At 63.9% G+C, this 23272-nt stretch carries 19 protein-coding genes; 3 read left to right on the top strand and 16 right to left on the bottom strand.

All coding sequences use genetic code 11. The features are described 5' to 3' along the window. The first annotated feature begins 93 nt into the window (after positions 1-93). A complete protein-coding gene (mutS, locus tag L6D75_RS18740) occupies positions 94-2667 on the top strand; it encodes a DNA mismatch repair protein MutS (protein ID WP_176513691.1) in 2574 nt (857 codons plus the stop codon). Positions 2668-2807: 140 nt separating this feature from the next. Beyond that, a complete protein-coding gene (gene fdxA, locus L6D75_RS18735) occupies positions 2808-3131 on the top strand; it encodes a ferredoxin FdxA (protein ID WP_003252355.1) in 324 nt (107 codons plus the stop codon). 503 nt (positions 3132-3634) lie between these two features. Here fdxA and rpoS read toward each other — a convergent pair. From rpoS to L6D75_RS18695, 8 genes are all read right to left on the bottom strand, one after another. Continuing rightward, positions 3635-4642, bottom strand: coding sequence for an RNA polymerase sigma factor RpoS (rpoS, locus tag L6D75_RS18730; RefSeq protein WP_012315872.1), 1008 nt, complete (start codon positions 4640-4642; stop codon positions 3635-3637). Positions 4643-4751: 109 nt separating this feature from the next. Next, entirely contained in the window at positions 4752-5615 is an 864-nt protein-coding gene (locus tag L6D75_RS18725) for a peptidoglycan DD-metalloendopeptidase family protein (RefSeq protein ID WP_176513694.1), read from the bottom strand. Positions 5616-5809: 194 nt separating this feature from the next. Further along, positions 5810-6448 carry a protein-L-isoaspartate(D-aspartate) O-methyltransferase gene (locus L6D75_RS18720; protein WP_176513697.1) on the bottom strand — a complete coding sequence of 213 codons (639 nt, stop codon included), beginning with the start codon at positions 6446-6448 and terminating at the stop codon, positions 5810-5812. Between the two features lie 38 nt (positions 6449-6486). After that, positions 6487-7236, bottom strand: a complete 750-nt coding sequence (gene surE / locus L6D75_RS18715; RefSeq protein WP_176513490.1) for a 5'/3'-nucleotidase SurE — start codon at positions 7234-7236, stop codon at positions 6487-6489. Further along, the gene (gene truD / locus L6D75_RS18710; RefSeq protein WP_176513492.1) at positions 7224-8282 is read right to left on the bottom strand and encodes a tRNA pseudouridine(13) synthase TruD; all 1059 of its coding nucleotides are present in this window, start codon (positions 8280-8282) and stop codon (positions 7224-7226) included. Before truD ends, surE begins: the two co-directional genes overlap by 13 nt. Continuing rightward, positions 8279-8752 (bottom strand): 2-C-methyl-D-erythritol 2,4-cyclodiphosphate synthase, encoded by a 474-nt coding sequence (gene ispF, locus L6D75_RS18705; RefSeq protein ID WP_176513494.1) that lies wholly within the window; start codon positions 8750-8752, stop codon positions 8279-8281. The genes truD and ispF overlap by 4 nt, the downstream gene beginning before the upstream one ends. A gap of 107 nt (positions 8753-8859) precedes the next feature. Beyond that, positions 8860-9714, bottom strand: coding sequence for an S-formylglutathione hydrolase (gene fghA / locus L6D75_RS18700; protein WP_176513496.1), 855 nt, complete (start codon positions 9712-9714; stop codon positions 8860-8862). 8 nt (positions 9715-9722) lie between these two features. After that, entirely contained in the window at positions 9723-10835 is a 1113-nt protein-coding gene (locus L6D75_RS18695) for an S-(hydroxymethyl)glutathione dehydrogenase/class III alcohol dehydrogenase (protein ID WP_016392290.1), read from the bottom strand. 106 nt (positions 10836-10941) lie between these two features. On the opposite strand from L6D75_RS18695, the gene L6D75_RS18690 reads away from it, so the two are divergent. Then, positions 10942-11838 carry a LysR substrate-binding domain-containing protein gene (locus L6D75_RS18690; RefSeq protein ID WP_176513498.1) on the top strand — a complete coding sequence of 299 codons (897 nt, stop codon included), beginning with the start codon at positions 10942-10944 and terminating at the stop codon, positions 11836-11838. Between the two features lie 114 nt (positions 11839-11952). On the opposite strand, the gene ispD is transcribed toward L6D75_RS18690, so the two are convergent. The 8 genes from ispD to rnhB form a co-directional block, all read right to left on the bottom strand. Next, positions 11953-12660, bottom strand: coding sequence for a 2-C-methyl-D-erythritol 4-phosphate cytidylyltransferase (ispD, locus tag L6D75_RS18685; protein WP_176513500.1), 708 nt, complete (start codon positions 12658-12660; stop codon positions 11953-11955). Further along, positions 12657-12938: a cell division protein FtsB gene (gene ftsB / locus L6D75_RS18680; RefSeq protein ID WP_023534037.1), complete on the bottom strand. Its 282-nt coding sequence runs from the start codon at positions 12936-12938 to the stop codon at positions 12657-12659. The genes ispD and ftsB overlap by 4 nt, the downstream gene beginning before the upstream one ends. Positions 12939-13100: 162 nt before the next feature. After that, positions 13101-14390 (bottom strand): phosphopyruvate hydratase, encoded by a 1290-nt coding sequence (eno, locus tag L6D75_RS18675; RefSeq protein WP_176513502.1) that lies wholly within the window; start codon positions 14388-14390, stop codon positions 13101-13103. Positions 14391-14585: 195 nt separating this feature from the next. Next, the gene (locus L6D75_RS18670; RefSeq protein ID WP_176513504.1) at positions 14586-16214 is read right to left on the bottom strand and encodes a CTP synthase; all 1629 of its coding nucleotides are present in this window, start codon (positions 16212-16214) and stop codon (positions 14586-14588) included. A 268-nt stretch (positions 16215-16482) separates the two neighbouring features. After that, positions 16483-17763 (bottom strand): tRNA lysidine(34) synthetase TilS, encoded by a 1281-nt coding sequence (tilS, locus tag L6D75_RS18665; RefSeq protein ID WP_176513506.1) that lies wholly within the window; start codon positions 17761-17763, stop codon positions 16483-16485. A 128-nt stretch (positions 17764-17891) separates the two neighbouring features. Next, entirely contained in the window at positions 17892-18839 is a 948-nt protein-coding gene (locus L6D75_RS18660; RefSeq protein WP_176513508.1) for an acetyl-CoA carboxylase carboxyltransferase subunit alpha, read from the bottom strand. A gap of 105 nt (positions 18840-18944) precedes the next feature. Then, the gene (dnaE, locus tag L6D75_RS18655) at positions 18945-22469 is read right to left on the bottom strand and encodes a DNA polymerase III subunit alpha (RefSeq protein WP_176513510.1); all 3525 of its coding nucleotides are present in this window, start codon (positions 22467-22469) and stop codon (positions 18945-18947) included. A gap of 178 nt (positions 22470-22647) precedes the next feature. Then, positions 22648-23271, bottom strand: a complete 624-nt coding sequence (gene rnhB / locus L6D75_RS18650; protein WP_176513512.1) for a ribonuclease HII — start codon at positions 23269-23271, stop codon at positions 22648-22650. Between the last annotated feature and the right edge of the window lies 1 nt (position 23272).

Here is a 23272-nt window from a genome sequence, read left to right as displayed (position 1 = left end):
GATGGCATCCCCGTTGAATTTTCAGTGCTACAATGCCCCAATTTCGCCCCAGCATGGTCGACCGACTATCATAAGCCATTGATGAATAAAGCAATTTCTGACTTCTCCGCACACACCCCGATGATGCAGCAGTACTGGAAGCTGAAGAACCAGCACCCAGACCAGCTGATGTTCTACCGCATGGGCGACTTCTACGAAATCTTCTACGAAGATGCAAAAAAAGCCGCGAAACTGCTGGATATCACCCTGACCGCACGCGGTCAGTCGGCCGGCCAGTCCATCCCCATGTGCGGAATTCCGTTCCATTCGCTGGAGGGCTACCTGGCCAAGCTGGTCAAGCTTGGCGAGTCGGTGGTGATCTGCGAGCAGATCGGCGACCCGGCCACCAGCAAGGGCCCGGTCGAGCGCCAGGTAGTGCGCATCATCACCCCCGGCACAGTCAGTGACGAGGCGTTGCTTGACGAGCGCCGCGACAACCTGATTGCCGCGCTGCTAGGGGACGAGCGCCTGTTCGGCCTGGCGGTGCTGGACATCACCAGCGGCAACTTCAGCGTTCAGGAAATCAAGGGCTGGGAGAACCTGCTGGCCGAGCTCGAGCGCCTGAACCCGGTCGAGCTGCTGATCCCCGACGACTGGCCGCGCGATTTGCCGGCCGAAAAGCGCCCGGGTGCACGCCGCCGCGCGCCCTGGGACTTCGACCGCGACTCGGCGCGCAAGGCCCTGTGCCAGCAATTTGCGACCAAGGACCTCAAAGGCTTTGGCTGCGACAAGCTGACCCTGGCCATCGGCGCCGCCGGCTGCCTGCTGACCTACGCCAAGGAAACCCAGCGCACCGCCCTGCCCCACCTGCGCAGCCTGCGCCACGAGCGCCTCGATGACACGGTGATCCTCGACGGCGCCAGCCGCCGCAACCTGGAGCTGGACATCAACCTGGCCGGGGGGCGCGACAACACCTTGCAATCGGTGATCGACCGTTGCCAGACGGCCATGGCCAGCCGCCTGTTGACGCGCTGGCTGAACCGCCCGCTGCGCGACCCCAAGGTGCTGCAGGCGCGCCAGGATTCGATCCGCTGCCTGCTCGATGGCTACCGCTTCGAGAAACTGCAACCGCAGCTCAAGGAAATCGGCGATATCGAGCGAATCCTCGCCCGTATCGGCCTGCGCAACGCCCGCCCACGCGACCTGGCACGCCTGCGCGATGCCCTCGGTGCCCTGCCTGAACTGCAGAACGCCATGGCCGAGTTGGAGGCGCCGCACCTGGCGCGCCTGGCGGCCATCACCGGCACCTACCCGGAGCTGGCCAGCCTGCTGGAGCGGGCGATCATCGACAACCCGCCAGCCGTCATCCGTGATGGCGGCGTGCTCAAGGCCGGCTATGACAGCGAGCTGGACGAGCTGCTGGCGATCAGCGAGAACGCCGGCCAGTTCCTGATCGACCTGGAAGCCCGCGAAAAAGCCCGCACCGGCCTTGCCAACCTGAAGGTCGGCTACAACCGTGTGCATGGCTACTTCATCGAGCTGCCGACCAAGCAGGCCGAACAGGCCCCGGGCGACTACATTCGCCGCCAGACCCTCAAGGGCGCCGAGCGCTTCATCACGCCGGAGCTCAAGGCATTCGAGGACAAGGCACTGTCGGCCAAGAGCCGCGCCCTGGCCCGCGAGAAGATGCTCTATGACGCGCTGCTGGAAACCCTGATCAGCCACCTCGCACCGCTGCAGGACAGCGCCGCGGCATTGGCCGAGCTGGATGTGCTGAGCAACCTGGCCGAGCGTGCGCTGACCCTCGACCTGAACTGCCCGCGCTTTGTCGACGAGCCTTGCCTGCGCATCGACCAGGGCCGCCATCCGGTGGTCGAGCAGGTGCTGACCACGCCGTTCGTGGCCAACGACCTGAGCCTGGACAACAGCACGCGCATGCTGATCATCACCGGCCCGAACATGGGCGGTAAATCCACCTACATGCGCCAGACCGCACTGATCGTGCTGATGGCGCATATCGGCAGCTTCGTCCCGGCGGCCAGCTGCGAGCTGTCGCTGGTCGACCGCATCTTCACCCGCATCGGCTCCAGCGACGACCTGGCCGGCGGGCGTTCGACCTTCATGGTCGAGATGAGCGAAACCGCCAACATCCTGCACAACGCCACCGACCGCAGCCTGGTGCTGATGGATGAAGTGGGCCGCGGCACCAGCACCTTCGACGGCCTGTCGCTGGCCTGGGCCGCTGCCGAGCGCCTGGCGCAGCTGCGTGCCTACACGCTGTTCGCCACCCACTATTTCGAGCTGACCGTGCTGCCGGAGAACGAGCCGCTGGTAGCCAACGTGCACCTGAACGCCACCGAGCACAACGAGCGCATCGTGTTCCTGCACCATGTGCTGCCCGGCCCGGCCAGCCAGAGCTACGGCCTGGCCGTGGCGCAGCTGGCAGGTGTGCCGACGCCAGTGATCCAGCGTGCCCGCGAGCACCTGGGCCGCCTGGAAACCAGCAGCCTGCCGGCGCAGCCGGTGGTCTCGAGCAAAGCCCAGGGCGAACCCCATGTCCCGCACCAGAGCGACCTGTTCGCCAGCCTGCCGCACCCGGCCATCGAGAAGCTGGGCAAGCTGGACCTGGATGACATGACCCCGCGCCAAGCTATCGAAATGCTATATCAACTAAAGAACCTGTTATAACGGCGCCCACTACAAGCTGGTAGAATCCGCCGCGGTTTGCTGGTGCTGCAGGTTATTAGCCTGGCCTGCAGCCATGTACCCGTAAACCGCGCGGCCCTGAGAGGAAGGGCCGCCGCCGTCGCCTGAGGAGAAAACTAGAAATGACCTTCGTCGTCACCGACAACTGCATCAAATGCAAATACACCGACTGCGTGGAAGTCTGTCCGGTGGACTGCTTCTACGAAGGCCCGAACTTCCTGGTGATTCACCCGGACGAGTGCATCGACTGTGCACTGTGCGAGCCTGAATGCCCGGCCCAAGCGATCTTCTCGGAAGACGAAGTGCCTTCGGGCATGGAAAACTTCATTGAGCTCAATGCCGAGCTGGCGGAAATCTGGCCGAACATCACCGAGCGTAAGGATGCCCTGCCCGACGCTGAAGAGTGGGATGGCAAGCCAGGCAAGATTGCCGACTTGGAGCGCTGATAGCGCCCAGGCACGAAAAAGGCCCGCAACGGGCCTTTTTTCATTTTGCGCGGGCAAAAAAAAGGGGCGGTTTGACCCGCCCACATTTTTTCCGTAGTCCCTGCTTGTCCCAAACATCTTCCTGATGAAATCGCTTCTTGCGATGTCCTTGGCCTTCATCCTGAAAGCCTGTGCGTGTCCGTGTGCACAGTTCGAATACTAGCGACTTCCGTGACGCAGGCAACTGCGATACCTCACAAGAAATTACCGGGGACACATTTCCACAAGTCTAGAAAATTCATCATTTTCAACGAGTTGCGAATTTGCGGGATTTGGAAACGACAATAATTTACTACTCCTTACACGGATGGCTTACACCACGAGTAAGCAAAGGCTTACACGCAATGCATCTGCGGTAGCGCGATACACATTCATCCAAACCTGAGAGTGCCGGCACTGCTCAGCAAATCGCACAAACAAAAACGCCCCGAGGTCATCGGGGCGCTTTGCATTCGGGGATACCGCTACTGGAACAGCGACTCGCTGGACAGCCCGTTCTTCTCCAGGATCTCGCGCAAGCGCTTGAGCCCTTCAACCTGAATCTGCCGCACCCGCTCACGGGTCAGGCCGATTTCCAGGCCAACGTCTTCAAGGGTGCTGCTCTCATGCCCACGCAGGCCGAAGCGGCGTACCACCACCTCGCGCTGCTTGTCGGTCAGCTCACCCAGCCACTGGTCGATGCTCTGCGACAGGTCGTCGTCCTGCAGCAGCTCGCAGGGGTCGGTTGGGCGATCGTCGGTCAGGGTATCGAGCAGGGTTTTGTCTGAATCCGGCCCGAGGGAAACGTCCACCGAAGACACCCGCTCGTTGAGGCCGAGCATGCGCTTGACCTCGGCAACGGGTTTTTCCAGCAGCGTGGCGATTTCTTCCGGGGAGGGTTCGTGATCGAGCTTCTGGGTCAGCTCCCGCGCGGCACGCAGGTAGACGTTGAGCTCCTTGACCACGTGGATCGGCAGGCGGATGGTGCGGGTCTGGTTCATGATCGCCCGCTCGATGGTCTGGCGAATCCACCAGGTCGCATAGGTCGAGAACCGGAAACCACGCTCCGGGTCGAACTTCTCGACCGCGCGGATCAGCCCCAGGTTGCCCTCCTCGATCAGGTCGAGCAACGACAAGCCGCGGTTCACGTAACGACGGGCAATTTTCACAACCAGGCGCAGGTTGCTTTCGATCATGCGCTTGCGGCCGGCGGGGTCGCCCTTTTGCGACAGGCGCGCAAAGTGCACTTCCTCTTCCGGCGAAAGCAGAGGCGAGAAACCAATCTCGTTGAGATACAGCTGGGTGGCGTCGAGCGCCCGGCTGTAATCGATGTACTTGTGTTGCTTGAGCGTAGAGCCTGACTTGGCCCTGGTCCGAACCGACGGTACAGCAGGTTCGTCTGACACCACATCCGTTTCCAAAACGATGCCCGTCTCCATCAGGAGGACGTCATCGTCGATGTCAAACTCCGGCGCTTCTTTATTGAGAGCCATTGTTATAGTCCCTTTGCTGAGTTCGAACTCAGACTCGAGCGACGCCTGTATCCCTGGCAGCGCTGGAGCCTGTCCCCTCTACATCACAGGAACAGGCCGGGTACAACGGTCAACGACGTGGCAGGAACTGGAGCGGATCGACGGGTTTGCCCTGGCGGCGAATCTCGAAATGCAGCTTCACCCGATCAGTGCCCGTAGACCCCATTTCAGCAATCGACTGCCCTGCCTTGACCTGCTGCCCCTCCCGAACCAACAGCCTGCGGTTGTGACCGTAGGCACTGACGTAGGTGTCGCTATGCTTGATGATGATCAGCTCGCCGTAGCCCCTCAAGCCACTCCCGGCGTAGACCACCGCACCATCAGACGCAGCAAAAACAGGCTGTCCCAAATCACCGGCGATATCAATGCCTTTATTCAAACTACCGTTTGAAGCGAATTTTCCAATCAGCACGCCATTGGCGGGCCACGTCCAGCCGCCTACGGCGCGCTCTGCAGCGGGCACCGTGGTAACCACCGGAGTAGGCGTGGCGGGGGTTGTTGGCGCCGGCTTTACGCCACTGGCGGGAGGGGTGATAGGCGCGCCGACAGGCCGACGAATGACCGTGGTCTTGCTCGACGACGACGGGCTGGAGACCACCGTGGTGGTGCCTGTGGAGGCGCTGTTGAAGCGAATCGCCTGACCGGGGCGGATGGTGTACGGCGCGGGGATGCCGTTGCGTGCGGCCAGCTCCTTGTAGTCCCAGCCATAGCGGAAGGCGATGGAGAACAAGGTGTCGCCCGGCTTCACGGTGTACTGGCCAGAGGTCACGGTTGGCCGCTTGGGCGCCACAGTAGGGTTGCTGCGGTCGACCACGCGCGCGCCACTCGAGCCGGTGCTCGAGCAACCTGTCAGCAGGGTGCCCATGGCCAGAGCAATCACCAGAAGCTTGTAACCCGACCGATCCTTGCGCTGCCGAATGACTGTGTGCCCCACCCGCGCTCCCCTCATGGTGCCGAAATCGATAAAACGACAAGAAATGCAATATTGTTGCAATTATAACCGAGCCCGCCGTCTCTGTGAGGCGAGCTGCATAGGCCAGGCCGAACCGCTGCGGCATTGGCGTACCCCGCCAGATAGACAGGGCGAAACGGCAAGAATTCGTCGCCGCTGGAAATATTCCGCCCAGGTCAGGCCAGTGGGCCGTTGAGCAGCGGCACGAAGCGCACCGCACCCAGCACGCGCCGGGAAAAACCGTGCTCCTCACGGACGATCAGCATCAGTTGCTGCACTTCGCCAGCCGGCCCCACCGGGATCACCATGCGCCCACCCGGGGCCAGTTGATCGAGCAACGCCTGCGGCACCTCCGGCGCCACTGCGGTGACGATGATGCCGTTGTAGGGCGCCAGCGCCTGCCAGCCATCGCAACCGTCGCCCCAGCGGAACACCACGTTGCGCAGGTTGAGCTCGACCAGGCGCTCCTTGGCCCGGTCCTGCAGCACCTTGATCCGCTCGACCGAGAACACCCGCTCCACCAGCTGGGCCAGGATCGCGGTCTGGTAACCGGACCCCGTACCAATCTCCAGCACCTTGTCCAGCGGGCCGGCCTCCAGCAGCAGCTCGCTCATGTGCGCGACCATGAACGGCTGGGAGATGGTCTGGTTGTGCCCGATCGGCAACGCGGTGTCTTCGTAGGCGCGATGGGCCAGGGCCTCATCGACGAACAGATGGCGCGGGGTGCGTCGAATCACATCGAGCACCTTGGGGTTGGCCACGCCTTCCTCGCTCAGGCGCTGGATCAGGCGCTCCCGGGTACGCTGGGAGGTCATGCCGATACCACGACGCTGCAGATCGTCCTGTTCGCGCATCAGAGCAGGCCCTCCAGCCAACCGTGCAACTGCTCGAAGGCATCGTTGAAGGTGCGGTCCAGCTGCAGGGGGGTGATCGACACGTAGCCTTGCATCACCGCATGGAAGTCGGTGCCAGGCCCGCCATCCTCGGCATCGCCGGCCACGGCAATCCAGTAGCCTTCCTTGCCGCGCGGGTTGACCACCTTGGTCGGCGCCGCCGCCCGCGCCCGATGACCGAGGCGAGTGACCTGGATGCCACGGATGTGCTCCAGCGGCAGGTTGGGGATGTTGACGTTGAGCACGGTGCGCGGCGGCAGCTCCAGGCGCGACTGCGCCTCCACCAACCGGCGGGCGATGAAGGCCGCGGTCGGCAGGTTGTCGGGCAGGCGCGACAACAGCGAGAACGCCAGCGACGTGCCCCCCAGGAAGCGGCCTTCCAGCGCGGCGGCGACCGTGCCGGAATAAATCACGTCATCGCCCAGGTTGGCGCCCAGGTTGATGCCCGAAACCACCATGTCCGGCGGTTCCGGCAGCAAGCCGTTGAGCCCCAGGTGCACGCAGTCGGTGGGCGTGCCATTGAGGCTGATGAAGCCGTTGGCCAAGGTTTGCGGGTGCAGCGGCCGGTCCAGCGTCAGCGAACTGCCGGCGCCGCTCTTGTCTTGATCCGGGGCGATTACCACGCACTCGGCATAATCCGCCAGCGCACCATGAAGTGCGGCGAGGCCTGGTGCCGTAACACCGTCGTCATTCGAAATCAGAATACGCATGGGCTGTCCGTCTGCCCTGCCGGCACCAGATCGACAAGCTCGCGCACCACCACGGTGGCGAAGCATCCGGCCGGAAGGACGAATTCCAGTTGCAGGATATCAGGCTCGGGATAATGCCACGTAAGGCCGCCAATAGGGAGCCGCAGGATTCGCCGTTCGTGACTCATGCCCGCATTCGCCAGCCATTGGCACAGCGCCGGGTGCTGCTCGGCGACAGCCGACTCCAGCGCAGCCGTCGCGCCAGCGGCAGGCGAAGGCCCTTCGCCCCACATCGGGCCGGTCGGGTGCAAGTCAAGAATGGCCAGGCGCGGGTCGGAACATTCCGCTTCGCCTGCCGGAAAGAAACTGCGGCTGTCGGTGAATGCCAACAGGTCACCGACCTGCGCACGCTGCCAGCTGCCATCGGCAACACGCGCCGCCAGCACCTGGTTGAACACGTAGCTGCGCGCTGCCGACAGCAGGCGCGAGCGCACGTTGCGCTGCTCTGGCAGGGCCTTGCGCGCCGCCCAGTCCTGGGCATCGTGGACGTTGCCGCCGCCATGGCCGAAGCGCTGGCTGCCAAAATAGTTCGGCACGCCGTGCTGCTTGAGCAGCTCCAGGCGTGTATCGAGGGCCTGGCGATCAGCCGCCAGCGCGGTCAGGCGCAGGGTGAAGCCATTGGCCGAATGGGCGCCGCGCTGCAGCTTGCGCTGGTGGCGCACTTGCTTGAGCACACGCAGGGTGTCGTCTTCGGCACGTGACAGGTCGGGGTCGGCCTTGCCCGGCAGGTGCAGGCTGAACCACTGGCGGGTCAGGGCCTGGCGGTCCTTGAGGCCGGCGTAGCTGATCGAACGCACCGGCACGCCTGCGGCACGTGCCAGGCGCCGGGCCGCTTCTTCGGTGTTCAGGTCACGCTTCTCGACCCACAGCCACAGGTGCTCGCCCTGGCCGGACAAGGGGATGTCCAGCACCTCGTCGACCTGGAAGTCTTCCGCCACCGCCTTGAGCACCGCGGTGCCGAGGGATTGGCCCGATGCGCGCGGGCCCAGCAGTTGCAGTTCGGTCATGCTGGCAGCAGCAGGGCGACCGAATGCACGGCAATGCCCTCCTCGCGGCCGGTAAAGCCGAGCTTCTCGGTGGTGGTGGCCTTGACGTTGACCTGGTCGAGCTCCACGTGCAGGTCTTCGGCGATCCGCTGGCGCATGGTTTCGATATGCGGGGCCATCTTGGGTGCCTGGGCGACGATGGTGGCGTCGACATTGCCGACTTTCCAGCCCTTGGCCTTGACGATGGCGACCACGTGACGCAGCAGCGCGCGGCTGTCGGCGCCCTTGAACTGTGGGTCGGTGTCGGGGAAATGCTTGCCGATGTCACCCAGCGCCGCAGCGCCAAGCAAGGCATCGCTCAGGGCGTGCAGCAGCACGTCGCCGTCGGAATGGGCCAGGAGGCCGTATTTGTGGGGGATACGCACCCCACCCAGGGTAATGAAATCACCGTCGCAGAAACGGTGCACATCGTAGCCGTGGCCAATACGCATAGAAAAACGCCCTGATTGAGTCAGGGCGTGATTCTACCTGCTTTATGCGCTGAAGGGGTTGCTTGGCAGCCCATCGCCGGCAAGCCGGCTCCCACGCCAACCGGGGCCTACAGGCGGCCCAGTGCCATTGCATGATGGCGCAGGTGCTCGTCGATGAAGCTGGCGATGAAGTAGTAGCTGTGGTCATAGCCAGGCTGCAGGCGCAGGGTCAGCTCATGCCCCCCTTTGCGAGCCGCCTGCTCCAGCGCCTCAGGCTTGAGCTGCTTCTCCAGGAAATCATCCCGGTCGCCCTGGTCCACCAGCATCGGCGGGCACGCGCCCGCCGGGGTTTCGGCCAGCAGCACACTGGCATCCCACTCGCGCCAGCGCGCTCGGTCTTCACCCAGGTAGCGGCTGAAGGCCTTCTCGCCCCAGGGGCAGTCCATGGGGTTGCTGATCGGCGAGAACGCCGACACCGAGCGATAGCGCCCGGGGTTGCGCAAGGCGCACACCAGCGCGCCATGGCCACCCATTGAATGGCCGCTGATGCTGCGCTGTTCGGAGGCCGGGAAGTGCGCCTCGATCAGCGCCGGTAGCTCCTGCACCACGTAGTCGTGCATCCGGTAGTGCTGCGCCCAGGGTTGCTGGGTGGCGTTGAGGTAGAAGCCTGCCCCCAGGCCGAAGTCCCAGGCACCGTCCGGGTCGCCCGGCACCTGCTCGCCGCGCGGGCTGGTGTCGGGCGCCACGATGATCAGCCCAAGCTCGGCGGCCAGGCGCTGGGCGCCGGCCTTCTGCATGAAGTTCTCGTCGGTGCAGGTCAGGCCACTGAGCCAGTACAGCACCGGCAGCTTTTCGCCCAGCTCCGCCTGGGGCGGCAGGTAGACGGCGAACACCATGTCGCAACCCAGCACCTTGGAGTGATGCCGGTAACGCTTGTGCCAGCCGCCGAAGCTCTTCTGGCAGGAAATGTTATCCAGGCTCATGTCGCACCTCAGAAGTGAATCACGCTGCGGATGCTCTTGCCTTCGTGCATCAGGTCGAAGGCTTTGTTGATGTCTTCCAGGCCCATGGTGTGGGTGATGAAGGTATCCAGCGGGATCTCGCCCTTCTCGGACATTTCCACGTAGCTTGGCAGCTCGCTGCGCCCACGCACGCCGCCGAAGGCCGAACCACGCCAGACGCGGCCGGTGACCAGCTGGAACGGACGGGTGGCGATTTCCTGGCCGGCACCGGCGACGCCGATGATCACCGACTCACCCCAGCCCTTGTGGCAGCACTCCAGGGCCGCGCGCATCAGTTGCACGTTGCCGATGCACTCGAAGGAGAAGTCCACGCCGCCGTCGGTGAGGTCGACGATCACTTCCTGGATCGGGCGGTCGTAGTCTTTCGGGTTGATGCAGTCGGTGGCGCCCAGCTGGCGAGCGATCTCGAATTTGGCCGGGTTGATGTCGATGGCGATGATGCGCGAGGCCTTGGCCTTGACCGCACCGATCACCGCCGACAGGCCGATGCCACCCAGGCCGAAGATGGCCACGGTGTCACCCGGCTTGACCTTAGCGGTATTGAGCACCGCGCCGATACCGGTGGTGACGCCGCAACCGAGCAGGCAGACCTTCTCAAGCGGGGCTTCCTTCTGGATCTTGGCCACGGAGATTTCCGGCAGCACGGTGTACTCGGAGAAGGTCGAGGTGCCCATGTAGTGGAACAGTTGCTGGCCCTTGTAGGAGAAGCGCGTGGTGCCGTCCGGCATCAGGCCCTTGCCCTGGGTGGCGCGGATGGCCTGGCACAGGTTGGTCTTGCCGGAACGGCAGAATTTGCACTGGCCGCACTCAGGGGTGTACAGCGGGATGACGTGGTCGCCGACCGCTACAGAGGTGACGCCCTCGCCCACCGCCTCGACGATCGCGCCACCTTCATGGCCGAGGATCGACGGGAAGATGCCCTCTGGGTCGGCGCCCGACAGGGTGTAGGCGTCGGTATGGCAGACGCCGCTGGCGACCACGCGCAGCAGCACTTCGCCAGCCTTGGGCATGGCCACGTCCACTTCGACGATTTCCAGGGGTTTCTTGGCCTCGAAGGCAACGGCGGCGCGGGACTTGATCATGGGGATCTCCAGGCAGGGGTTCGGTTCAGTCCTGCAGTGTAATTCATGCTGTTTTGATGAATAATCCAGGCAAAGGCAAAACATTATTGCCATGCAGGGATAATCAATGAGCAGCCGTTGGGAAGGCATCGACGAATTCGTCGCCGTGGCCGAGTCGGGTCAGTTCACCGCGGCGGCCGAGCGCCTGGGCGTTTCGTCGTCGCACATCAGCCGGCAGATCGCCCGCCTGGAAGAACGCCTGCAGACGCGGTTGCTGTACCGCAGCACCCGGCGGGTGACCCTGAGCGAAGCCGGGCAGACCTTTTTGCAGCACTGCCAACGTCTGCAGGACGGCCGCGAGGAGGCCATGCGGGCCATGGGCGACCTGGCCAGCGAGCCCAAGGGGTTGCTGCGCATGACCTGCGCGGTGGCCTATGGCGAGCGCTTCATCGTGCCGCTGGTGACTCGTTTCATGGCCCTGTACCCGCAGTTGCGGGTGGAAGTGGAGCTGAGCAACCGCACCCTTGATCTGCTGCACGAAGGCATGGACCTGGCCATTCGCCTGGGCCGGCTCGCCGACTCACGGCTGGTGGCTACCCGCCTGGCGCCGCGGCGCATGTACCTGTGCGCCTCGCCGGGCTATCTGGAACGCTATGGCAGGCCGCACAGCTTGTCGGAGTTGGCGCGGCACAACTGCCTGGTGGGCAGTTCGGATTTGTGGGCACTGCAGCAGGATGGGCGCGAGATCAGTCAGCGGGTGCAGGGCAACTGGCGCTGCAACAGCGGGCAGGCGGTGCTGGATGCGGCGTTGCTGGGGATGGGGCTGTGCCAGTTGCCGGACTATTACGTGCTGGAGCATCTGCACAGTGGCGCCTTGGTGTCGCTGCTGGAGGCGCATCAGCCGCCGAATACGGCGGTGTGGGCGCTGTATCCGCAGCAGCGGCATCTGTCGCCGAAAGTGAGGCGGTTAGTGGACTACTTGAAGGAAGGGTTGGCGGGGTTGCCGGAGTATCGGGGGGGCTGATCTCTGCCGGGGCCGCTTGGCGGCCCCATCGCCGGCAAGCCGGCTCCCACAAGGTCGGCACAGGCTCGAAGGCAGCACTCTATTGTGGGAGCCGGCTTGCCGGCGATGGGGCTTCTAATGGCGCCCAGCCCACCGCTGGCGCAACCACTCCAGGTCTTCAGGGCGGGTCACCTTGATGTTGTCGCTGCGCCCTTCGATCAAGCGCGGCGCCTGGCCGGACCATTCGATGGCGGACGCCTCGTCGGTCACCACCACCTCGGACACCAGGCACTCGGCCAAGGCCCGGTGCAAGGCACCCAGGCGGAACATCTGCGGCGTGTAGGCCTGCCAGATGGTGCTGCGGTCGACGGTGGCACTGACCCGGCCATGGGCATCCGCCCGCTTGAGGGTATCGCGCGCAGGCACGGCCAGCAGGCCGCCTACAGGGTCATCCGCCAGTTCTGACAACAAGCGGTCCAGGTCGGTGCACGCCAGGTTCGGCCGCGCCGCATCGTGCACCAGCACCCAGTCGCTGTCCGCTGCGCCCTGGGCATGCAGCAGCAACAAGGCATTGAGCACCGAATCGGCGCGCTCGCGCCCGCCCGGGGCGCGCTGGATGCGGGGGTCGCTGGCACAGCGCAAGCCCGGCCAGTACGGGTCATCCGTGGCCACGCTGACCACCACCCCCTTGAGCGTGGGATGGCCAAGAAAACAGTCGAGGCTGTGCTCGAGAAGCGTCTGCCCCGCCAGTTGCAGGTATTGCTTCGGGCGGTCGGCAGCCATGCGGGCACCAATGCCCGCGGCAGGAATCACGGCCCAGAAGGCCGGTAGCGTTTCATTCATTTTTGCGGCAGCTGGAAGAGGGTTTCGCCCTCTTTGACCATTCCCAATTCATGACGAGCCCGTTCTTCCACGGTCTCCATACCTTTTTTCAGCTCCAGCACCTCGGCGTCGAGCACGCGGTTACGTTCCAGCAGCCGCTCGTTCTCGGCGTGCTGCTCGTCGATCTGCTGCTTGAGCTCTGCCACTTGCGCCAGGCTGCCGTTACCCACCCAAAGGCGGTACTGCAGGCCACCGAGCAGCAGGAGCAGGACAAGGAACAACCAATAGGGACTGCGCATCAAGGTATCCAGGTTAAAAAGACCGCCACACCGGGGCAGGTCTCAAATAGCACGAAGCCTGGCCGAGGCCAGGCTTCGTTGACAGAAACCCGCATGAAGCGTCGGAAATTTCAGCACGAAAGTTCCGACAGCCTCGGCTGCTGTCTTTTTACCATCTCTTGCTTAGCCGCGAAACTCGGCACGACCACGGTAAACCGCTTTGGCGCCCAGTTGCTCTTCGATGCGCAGCAGCTGGTTGTACTTGGAGACGCGGTCGGAGCGGCACAGCGAGCCAGTCTTGATCTGGCCGGCAGCGGTACCCACGGCCAGGTCGGCGATGGTCGAGTCTTCGGTTTCACCGGAGCGGTGCGAAATCACCGCGGTGTAGCCAGCAGCCTTGGCCATCTGGATGGCTTCCAGGGTTTCGGTCAGCGAGCCGATCTGGTTGAACTTGATCAGGATCGAGTTACCGATGCCCTTCTCGATGCCTTCCTTGAGGATCTTGGTGTTGGTCACGAACAGGTCGTCACCGACCAGCTGCACCTTTTCACCGATCTTGTCGGTCAGGATCTTCCAGCCAGCCCAGTCGGACTCGTCCAGGCCGTCTTCGATCGAGATGATCGGGAAGCGCTCGGTCAGGCCCTTGAGGTAGTCGGCGAAGCCTTCGGCGTCGAACGACTTGCCTTCACCGGACAGGTTGTACTTGCCGTCTTCATAGAACTCGGAAGCCGCGCAGTCCAGCGCCAGGGTCACGTCGGTGCCCAGCTTGTAGCCGGCTTTCTCGACCGCTTCGGCGATGGCGCCCAGAGCGTCTTCGTTGGAAGCCAGGTTCGGGGCGAAGCCACCTTCGTCACCCACGGCAGTGTTCAGGCCACGGGCCTTGAGCACGGCTTTGAGGTGGTGGAAGATTTCGGTGCCCATGCGCAGGCCGTCGGAGAAGGTCTTGGCGCCAACCGGCTGGACCATGAACTCCTGGATGTCGACGTTGTTATCGGCGTGCTCGCCACCATTGATGATGTTCATCATCGGAACCGGCATCGAGTACACACCCGGGGTGCCGTTGAGGTTGGCGATGTGCGCGTACAGCGGCAGGTCCTGGTCCTGGGCAGCGGCCTTGGCGGCAGCCAGGGAAACAGCCAGGATGGCGTTGGCGCCCAGCTTGGCCTTGTTCTCGGTACCGTCCAGTTCGATCATGGCGCGGTCCAGAGCCTTCTGGTCGGAAGGGTCCTTGCCCAGCAGCAGGTCGCGGATCGGGCCGTTGATGTTGGCAACTGCCTTCAGCACGCCCTTGCCCAGGTAACGGCTCTTGTCGCCATCACGCAGCTCCAGCGCTTCGCGCGAGCCGGTGGAAGCACCGGACGGCGCGCAAGCGCTGCCGATGATGCCGTTGTCGAGCAGTACATCGGCTTCCACGGTGGGGTTGCCACGCGAATCGAGAACTTCACGACCTTTGATGTCGACGATTTTTGCCATTGTTGTAAGCACTCCAGAATTGACGAAAACAACGCAGCTTTAGGAAATTCTTGCCTTGTGCCAGGCGTGGATGCAGCAAGCAGGCCTGGCAGAAGCAGCCCCTGACCGGCAGGTCAGGGGCAGAACGGGCGGTACTTTACCCGAGAAATGAGCTTTGCGCGGTTTATACCGTCGGAAAACTCATCAGGCCTGGGTTCAGGCCTTGTTCTTCTGGGCCAGGGCGGCCTTGACGAAGCCACTGAACAGCGGGTGGCCGTCACGTGGAGTCGAGGTGAACTCCGGGTGGAACTGGCAGGCGACGAACCATGGGTGGTCCTTGGACTCGACCACTTCGACCAGCGCGCCGTCTTCGGAACGACCGGAAACCACCAGGCCAGCGTCGACCAGTTGTGGCAGCAGGTTGTTGTTCACTTCGTAGCGGTGACGGTGACGCTCGGTGATCACGTTCTTGCCGTAGCAGTCGTGCACCTTGGAACCGGCCGCCAGCTGGCAGTCCTGTGCGCCCAGGCGCATGGTGCCGCCCAGGTCGGAGGCTTCGGTACGGGTCTCGACGGCACCGGTGGCATCGGCCCACTCGGTGATCAGGCCCACGACCGGGTGGCCGCTGTTGCGGTCGAACTCGGTGGAGTTGGCGTCTTTCCAGCCCATCACGTTACGGGCGAACTCGATCACGGCAACTTGCATGCCCAAGCAGATACCCAGGTATGGCACCTTGTTCTCACGGGCGTATTGCACCGCGGTGATCTTGCCTTCCACGCCGCGCAGGCCGAAACCGCCCGGTACCAGGATCGCGTCGGCGCCTTCGAGCAGGCTGGTGCCCTGGTTCTCGATGTCTTCCGAATCGATGTAGCGCAGGTTGACCTTGGTGCGGTTGGTGATGCCGGCGTGGCTCATCGCTTCGATCAGCGACTTGTACGCGTCCAGCAGCTCCATGTACTTGCCGACCATGGCGATGGTCACTTCGTGCTCAGGGTTGAGCTTGGCATCGACCACCTTGTCCCACTCGGACAGGTCGGCGCCGTTGCATTGCAGGCCGAAGCGCTCGACGACGAAGTCGTCCAGGCCCTGGGCGTGCAGTACACCCGGGATCTTGTAGATGGTGTCGACGTCTTCCAGGGAGATGACCGCGCGCTCTTCGACGTTGGTGAACAACGCGATCTTGCGGCGCGAGGAGGCATCGACCGGGTGGTCGGAACGGCAGATCAGCACGTCAGGCTGCAGGCCGATGGAGCGCAGCTCCTTGACCGAGTGCTGGGTCGGCTTGGTCTTGGTCTCGCCGGCAGTGGCAATGTACGGAACCAGCGTCAGGTGCATCAGCATGGCGCGCTTGGAGCCCACTTCGACACGCAGCTGGCGGATCGCCTCGAGGAACGGCTGCGACTCGATGTCACCCACGGTACCGCCGATTTCCACCAGGGCCACGTCGGCATCGCCGGCACCCTTGATGATGCGACGCTTGATCTCGTCGGTGATGTGCGGGATGACCTGGATGGTCGCGCCCAGGTAGTCACCACGGCGCTCCTTGCGCAGCACGTGCTCGTAGATACGGCCGGTGGTGAAGTTGTTGTTCTGGGTCATGGTGGTGCGGATGAACCGCTCGTAGTGGCCCAGGTCAAGGTCGGTCTCGGCGCCGTCGTGGGTGACGAACACCTCACCGTGCTGGAACGGGCTCATGGTGCCCGGATCGACGTTGATGTACGGATCCAGCTTGAGCATGGTGACCTTGAGCCCCCGCGCTTCCAGGATGGCCGCCAGGGAAGCCGAGGCAATGCCTTTCCCCAATGAAGAAACAACACCGCCCGTGACGAATATGTAGCGCGTCATGAAAAACCCTAGAAGTCTGCGTTAAGGCGGCCAGCGCCGCCGGAGAAAGCGAAGGAAGGCCGAAGCCCCCGATCACCTGCGTCAATCACAGTGCATCTCGAAAAACTGCCGCGTCTGTACAGACCGGGGAATCCCCGGCATGGAGCTCGCTCGTCATTTTAAGAATCAGCCCAGCAAAAAACTGCTTGGTAATCGGCAACTGCTGTGTTTTCGCGGAACCCACAGAAGTTGTATCAAGAAGGGAGGGTAGTCTACCGGAATGTACCCTTCAGCTCAAACCTTGCGCGTTCGTCGGCAGCTGCCAGTGAAGCTGGCAATCGGCCTGCCCGAGCATGGGCAGGTTGGCCACCGCCAGCAACTGCTCGCCGCGGTACAGCAACGGCAGGCGCGGGCGCACGAAATGCGGCACCTGCAGTTCGTTGAGCAGGCGCTTCAGGTCGCGCCGGCCACGGCCTGGAACGTCCATCGTCTCGCCGCCCTCACGGTAGGCGATATGCACGCCACCCGGCGCCTGCCCCTGCAGGCGCACGCTGCCGTTGCCGGGTAAAGGCAACGGCCATTCAGGCTCATCCCAGCGTTGCGGACCGATGGCGGGCTGCAACCAATCGCCGCTCAACCACCAGATGCGGGCCTGGCTGCGCACCAGGTGACCGTCGGTCAGTTTCCACACGGGCTGGGCATCGATTGCAGCGTCACGCAGGTCGGCCCAGCCGGCCCAATGGCGGGCGTCGGGCAACCGGGTCCGTGGGGCCAGCCAATGCTGCAAGGCATTGCGCTGGCGCGCAGGCGACAACGTGACCAGCGCCGCAAGGTCGAGCGAAGCCAGCCCTGCCCAGCAATCCGGCGCGCCCTCCCCAGCCACTGCCAGGTCGCTCTCTGCCAGCTCTTCGAGCAGCCCCTGCGCTTCGCCCAGGTGCTCGGCGCAGCGGGCCAGGTTCTGGCTGGCCTGCGGCCAGCGTTGCTGGAGCAGTGGAAACACGTCGTTGCGCAGGAAGTTGCGCGCGAAGGCGGTATCGCCATTGGTGGGGTCTTCGATCCAGTTCAGCCCATGGCTGCGCGCATGGTCATGCAGCTGCTGGCGTGAGCACGCCAGTAGCGGCCTGGCCAGCTTGCCCTGCCCTAGCCTGCGCTGCGCGGGCATGGCTGCCAGGCCACGCAGGCCGGCGCCGCGCAGCAGGCGAAAGAGCAAGGTTTCTGCCTGGTCTTCGCGGTGCTGGCCGGTGAACAGCACCTCGTCGGGACCCAGGATGCGCGCAAATGCCGCATAGCGAGCATCGCGAGCGGCCTGCTCGAGGCTGGCGCCTGGGGCGACCTGGACGTGGACGACGGTGAGTTCGATGCCCAGGCGGTCGCAGACTGCCTGGCAATGGGCTGGCCAGGTGTCGGCGGCAGATTGCAGGCCGTGGTGGATGTGGATGGCGTGCAGCGGGGGCGTGCCGTGGTTGCGGGCGTGTTCGGCCAGCAGGTGCAGGAGGACGGTGGAGTCGAGGCCGCCGGAGAAGGCGATGTGCCAGGCGGGGGCGTTCAGCCAGGGGGTGAGGTTGATCATGAAGGCCTCACTTGGCTTGAGATAGCCGTAGCCGCTTCGCGCCCCATCGCCGGCAAGCCGGCTCCCACACCGATTAATGTGGGAGCCGGCTTGCCGGCGATGGGGGCGCGAAGCGGCCCCGGTGTCTATCAGAGGCCGTAGCTCATCAGGCGCTCGTAACGACGGGCCAGCAGCGCGTCATTGTCGAACTTGCCGAGCATGTCCAGCTGCTGGACCAGGTCGGCACGGATGCTTTCGGACATCTTCGCCGGGTCACGATGGGCGCCGCCCAGCGGCTCCTGGATGACCTTGTCGACGATGTTCAGGCTCTTCAGGCGCTCGGCGGTGATGCCCATGGCCTCGGCGGCATCGGCGGCCTTGTCGGCGGTCTTCCACAGGATCGAGGCGCAACCTTCCGGCGAGATCACCGAATAGGTGGAGTACTGCAGCATGTTCAGCTGGTCGCACACACCGATGGCCAGCGCACCGCCGGAACCACCTTCACCGATCACGGTGGCGATGATCGGGGTCTTCAAGCGTGCCATGACGCGCAGGTTCCAGGCGATCGCTTCGCTCTGGTTGCGCTCTTCGGCGTCGATGCCAGGGTAGGCGCCCGGGGTGTCGATGAAGGTCAGGATCGGCATCTTGAAGCGCTCGGCCATTTCCATCAGGCGGCAGGCCTTGCGGTAGCCTTCAGGGCGCGGCATGCCGAAGTTGCGGCGCACCTTCTCGCGCACTTCGCGGCCCTTCTGGTGGCCGATGACCATGACCGCCTTGCCGTCCAGGCGCGCAGTACCGCCCACGATGGCGGCGTCGTCGGAGAAGTGGCGGTCGCCGTGCAGTTCTTCGAATTCGGTGAAGATGTGCTCCAGGTAGTCCAGGGTGTATGGACGACGCGGGTGACGGGCCAGGCGTGCGATCTGCCAGCTGGTCAGGTTGCCGAAGATGCTTTCGGTCAGGGTGTTGCTCTTGTCTTGCAGACGGGCAATTTCATCGCTGATGTTCAGCGAGTTGTCGTTGCCTACCAGGCGCAGGCCTTCGATCTTGGCTTGCAGGTCGGCAATCGGCTGTTCGAAATCGAGAAAATTCGGGTTCATAGTCATCCGTCTTGGGTCTACGGCCAGGCGGCCGGCCGGTTGATCCGTTTGGCGCCCTACCTTAAGGGATCAGGCGCATTCAGGTCGAGATTAAATTTGGTCGGTTCAACGATATTGCAGGAAGACGTTCTCACGCCCGAACTGGTCACGCAGCGCCTGAATCAGGCCGTCGGCGGGGTCGATTGACCACTGGTCGCCGAACTGCAACATGGCCTTGGCGTCGCTGCCGGTGTACTCGAGGGTGATCGGGCAACCGCCGCGATGGCGGGTGATCAACTCGCCCAGCCAATTCAGGCGATCGCCCTTGAGGGCATCGTGGGCCACCTTCAGCCGCAGGCTCTCGGCGAGCTTGGTGCGGGCGTCTTCCATGGTCATCACCTGCTTCACGCGCAGGCGCAGGCCACCGGAGAAATCGTCGTTGCTGACTTCGCCTTCGACGACGACCATCGCATCATTTTGCAACAATGCCTGGGCACCCATGAAGGCATCGGCAAACAGCGACGCCTCGATGCGCCCGGAGCGGTCGTCGAGGGTGACGAAGCCCATCTTGTCGCCCTTCTTGTTCTTCATCACCCGCAGGGCAATGATCATGCCGGCGATGGTCTGCGTCTCGCGCGAGGGCTTCAGGTCGATGATGCGCTGGCGGGCGAAGCGGCGGATCTCGCCTTCGTATTCATCGATCGGGTGGCCGGTGAGGTACACGCCCAGGGTGTCCTTCTCGCCCTTCAGGCGCTCCTTGAGGGTCAGCTCGCGCACCTTGCGGTGGTTGGCGTAGACGTCGGAGTCTTCCTCGACGAACAAGCCGCCGAACAGGTCGACGTGGCCGCTGTCGGCAGTGCGCGCGGTTTGCTCGGCCGCCTTGATGGCTTCTTCCAGGGCCGACAGCAAGGTTGCCCGGTTGATGTCGATGCTGGCGTGGTACGCCTTGATCTCGTCATGGAAGTGCGGGCCGAGGCGGTCCAGCGCACCACTGCGGATCAGCGCATCGAGGGTGCGCTTGTTGACCCGCTTGAGGTCGACGCGCTCGCAGAAGTCGAACAGGTCCTTGAACGGCCCGCCCTGGGCGCGCGCCTCGACGATCGCCTCCACCGGGCCTTCGCCGACCCCCTTGATCGCGCCCAGGCCATAGATGATGCGGCCGTCGTCGTTGACTGTGAACTTGAACTCGGAGGCATTCACATCCGGCGCATCGAGGCGCAGCTTCATGCTGCGCACTTCCTCGATCAGCACCACCACCTTGTCGGTGTTGTGCATGTCCGCCGAGAGTACCGCGGCCATGAACGGCGCCGGGTAGTGGGTCTTCAGCCATGCGGTCTGGTACGACACCAGGCCGTAGGCGGCGGAGTGGGATTTGTTGAAGCCGTAGCCGGCGAACTTCTCCACCAGGTCGAAGATGTTACCGGCCAGGTCCGCTTCGATATTGTTGGCCACGCAACCTTCGATGAAGCCACCGCGCTGCTTGGCCATCTCCTCGGGCTTTTTCTTGCCCATGGCCCGGCGCAGCATGTCGGCGCCGCCGAGGGTATAGCCCGCCATCACCTGGGCAATCTGCATCACCTGTTCCTGGTACAGGATGATGCCGTAGGTGGGTGCCAGCACCGGCTTGAGGCCTTCGTACTGGTAGTCGGAGTGCGGGTAGGCCAGCTCGGCGCGGCCGTGCTTGCGGTTGATGAAGTCGTCCACCATGCCCGACTGCAGCGGGCCAGGGCGGAACAGCGCCACCAGGGCGATGAGGTCTTCCAGGCAGTCGGGCTTGAGCTTTTTGATCAGCTCTTTCATGCCGCGCGATTCAAGCTGGAACACGGCCGTGGTCTCGGCCTTCTGCAGCAGCTCGTAGGTCTTGCGATCATCCAGCGGGATGAAGTCGATGTTGACCTCGGGCAGGTTGTTCTTGGCCTGCTCGCGGTTGATCGTCTCCATCGCCCATTTGATGATGGTCAGGGTACGCAGGCCGAGGAAGTCGAACTTGACCAGGCCGGCGGCCTCGACGTCGTCCTTGTCGAACTGGGTCACCAGGCCGCCGCCCTCTTCGTCACAGGCGATCGGCGAAAAATCGGTGAGCTTGGTCGGCGCGATCACCACGCCCCCGGCGTGCTTGCCGGTACCGCGGGTGACGCCCTCGAGCTTGAGCGCCATGTCCCAGATTTCCCGGGCATCCTCGTCGCCCTTGAGGAAGTCGCGCAGGATCTCTTCCTGCTCGTAGGCTTTCTCCAGGGTCATGCCCACTTCGAACGGGATCATCTTCGACAGGCGGTCGGCCAGGCCGTAGGACTTGCCCTGCACCCGCGCCACGTCGCGCACTACCGCCTTGGCGGCCATGGTGCCGAAGGTGATGATCTGGCTCACCGCGTTGCGCCCGTAGGCCTCGGCCACGTAGTCGATCACCCGGTCACGGCCATCCATGCAGAAGTCGACGTCGAAGTCGGGCATGGAAATACGTTCAGGGTTGAGGAAGCGCTCGAACAGCAGGTCGTAGGCCAGCGGGTCGAGGTCGGTGATCTTCAGCACGTAGGCCACCAGCGAACCTGCACCCGAACCCCGGCCGGGGCCGACCGGCACGCCGTTGTTCTTGGCCCACTTGATGAAGTCCATCACGATCAGGAAGTAACCGGGGAAGCCCATCTGGATGATGATGTCCAGTTCGAACTTCAGGCGGTCGAGGTAGAGCTGGCGCTTCTCTTCGTAATTGGGCGTGGTTTCCTTCGGCCAGAGCACGGCCAGGCGCTCTTCCAGGCCTTCGTGGGAAACATGGCGCAGGTAATCGTCGATGCCCATGCCATTGGGCGTGGGAAAATCGGGGAGGAAGTACTTGCCCAGCTGTACCTGGATATTGCAGCGCTTGGCGATTTCGACGGTGTTGGCGATCGCGTCGGGCAGGTCGCTGAACAGCTCGGCCATTTCCTGCGCACTTTTGAGGTACTGCTGGTCACTGTACATGCGCGGGCGGCGCGGATCGTCGAGGGTCCAGCCCTCACCGATGCATACGCGGCTTTCGTGGGCGTCGAAGTCCGATTGCTTGATGAAGCGCACGTCGTTGGTGGCCACCAGCGGCGCGCCCAGCTTGTCGGCCAGGGCCACGGCGGCGTGCACGTATTCTTCGTCGCCGGCACGGTTGGTGCGCTGCAGCTCGACGTAGAAGCGCTCGGGGAACATGCCCATCCAGTCGCGCAGCAGCGATGCAGCTTCATCGTCGCGGCCGGCCATCAGGGCCTGGCCGATATCGCCTTCCTTGCCCGCCGACAGGGCAATCAGCCCCTCGCTGGCCGGCGCGATCCATTCACGCTGGAGAATCACCAGGCCGTTGCGCTGGCCGTCGGTCCAGCCGCGCGAGATCAACTCGGTGAGGTTGCGGTAACCCTTGGGGTCCATGGCCAGGAAGCAGATGCGCGACAGTGGCGCCTCGGGGTCGGCGCCGGCCAGCCACAGGTCGGCACCGCAGATCGGCTTGATCCCGGCGCCCATCGCGGTCTTGTAGAACTTCACCAGCGAGCACATGTTGCTCTGGTCGGTGATCGCCACCGCCGGCATGTTCATCCCCGCCAGCGCCTTGGCCAGCGGCTTGATCCGCACCAGGCCGTCGACCAGCGAGAATTCGGAGTGGACGCGCAGGTGAACGAAGGGAACCGACATGGAAGATCCTGTAGCAGTGCTGAACACAAGGGCGGGATTGTAACGTAAATGCGCGGGGGATTTGGGGCTGCTTTGCAGCCCATTCGCCGGCAAGCCGGCTCCCACGGGAATCGGTGACAGCGCAGATTTCGTGGGAGCCGGCTTGCCGGCGAATGGGCCGCAAGGCGGCCCCGATCGGCTAGATCAGAGAATCAGTGACGCCTTCACGGGCTTCCCAGGCCGCCCGTACCGGTGCAAAGGAACGCCGGTGAATAGGCGTAGGCCCCAAGCGCGCCAGGGCCTCCAGGTGCACAGGCGTCGGGTAGCCCTTGTGCCCGCCCATGCCATAACCCGGATAGATCAGCTCGAACGCGCTCATCTCCCGGTCACGGGTCACCTTGGCCAGGATCGATGCGGCAGCGATCGCCGGCACCTGGCTATCGCCCTTGATCACCGGCGCCGCAGGCACTGCCAGCTTGGGGCAGCGGTTACCGTCGATCAGCGCAAGCTTGGGCGTGACGCTCAAGCCTTCCACCGCACGCTGCATGGCCAGCATGGTGGCCTGCAGGATGTTCAGGCGGTCGATTTCCTCCACCTCGGCGCGTGCGATGCAAAAGCTCAGGGCTTTTGCGCAAATCTCGTCGAACAGCGCTTCACGTTTGGCTTCGGTCAGTTTTTTCGAATCATTGAGGCCAAGGATCGGCCGAGCCGGGTCGAGAATCACCGCGGCAGTGACCACCGCGCCGCACAGCGGGCCGCGGCCCACTTCATCGACGCCGGCGACCAGGTCTTCGACCAGGTTGAAATCCAGTCCTATCTGCATA

Origin of the sequence: Pseudomonas faucium (assembly GCF_021602585.1) — a bacterium.
GTDB classification, from domain to species: Bacteria; Pseudomonadota; Gammaproteobacteria; order Pseudomonadales; family Pseudomonadaceae; genus Aquipseudomonas; species Aquipseudomonas faucium.
Note: the sequence above shows the minus strand (reverse complement) of the source record. Positions and strands in the feature narration are given on the sequence as shown.

Coding starts and splice junctions, on each gene's coding strand:
- ftsB (WP_023534037.1), bottom strand. CDS start 12,938: ATGCGCAGTCCCTATTGGTTGTTCCTTGTCCTGCTCCTGCTGCTCGGT.
- tilS (WP_176513506.1), bottom strand. CDS start 17,763: ATGATCAACCTCACCCCCTGGCTGAACGCCCCCGCCTGGCACATCGCC.
- rpoS (WP_012315872.1), bottom strand. CDS start 4,642: ATGGCTCTCAATAAAGAAGCGCCGGAGTTTGACATCGACGATGACGTC.
- ispD (WP_176513500.1), bottom strand. CDS start 12,660: ATGAATGAAACGCTACCGGCCTTCTGGGCCGTGATTCCTGCCGCGGGC.
- L6D75_RS18720 (WP_176513697.1), bottom strand. CDS start 6,448: ATGACCTCCCAGCGTACCCGGGAGCGCCTGATCCAGCGCCTGAGCGAG.
- rnhB (WP_176513512.1), bottom strand. CDS start 23,271: ATGCAGATAGGACTGGATTTCAACCTGGTCGAAGACCTGGTCGCCGGC.
- L6D75_RS18670 (WP_176513504.1), bottom strand. CDS start 16,214: ATGACGCGCTACATATTCGTCACGGGCGGTGTTGTTTCTTCATTGGGG.
- L6D75_RS18660 (WP_176513508.1), bottom strand. CDS start 18,839: ATGAACCCGAATTTTCTCGATTTCGAACAGCCGATTGCCGACCTGCAA.
- truD (WP_176513492.1), bottom strand. CDS start 8,282: ATGACCGAACTGCAACTGCTGGGCCCGCGCGCATCGGGCCAATCCCTC.
- fghA (WP_176513496.1), bottom strand. CDS start 9,714: ATGAGCCTGGATAACATTTCCTGCCAGAAGAGCTTCGGCGGCTGGCAC.
- dnaE (WP_176513510.1), bottom strand. CDS start 22,469: ATGTCGGTTCCCTTCGTTCACCTGCGCGTCCACTCCGAATTCTCGCTG.
- surE (WP_176513490.1), bottom strand. CDS start 7,236: ATGCGTATTCTGATTTCGAATGACGACGGTGTTACGGCACCAGGCCTC.
- L6D75_RS18695 (WP_016392290.1), bottom strand. CDS start 10,835: ATGATCAAGTCCCGCGCCGCCGTTGCCTTCGAGGCCAAGAAACCCCTG.
- L6D75_RS18690 (WP_176513498.1), top strand. CDS start 10,942: ATGAGCAGCCGTTGGGAAGGCATCGACGAATTCGTCGCCGTGGCCGAG.
- fdxA (WP_003252355.1), top strand. CDS start 2,808: ATGACCTTCGTCGTCACCGACAACTGCATCAAATGCAAATACACCGAC.
- eno (WP_176513502.1), bottom strand. CDS start 14,390: ATGGCAAAAATCGTCGACATCAAAGGTCGTGAAGTTCTCGATTCGCGT.
- ispF (WP_176513494.1), bottom strand. CDS start 8,752: ATGCGTATTGGCCACGGCTACGATGTGCACCGTTTCTGCGACGGTGAT.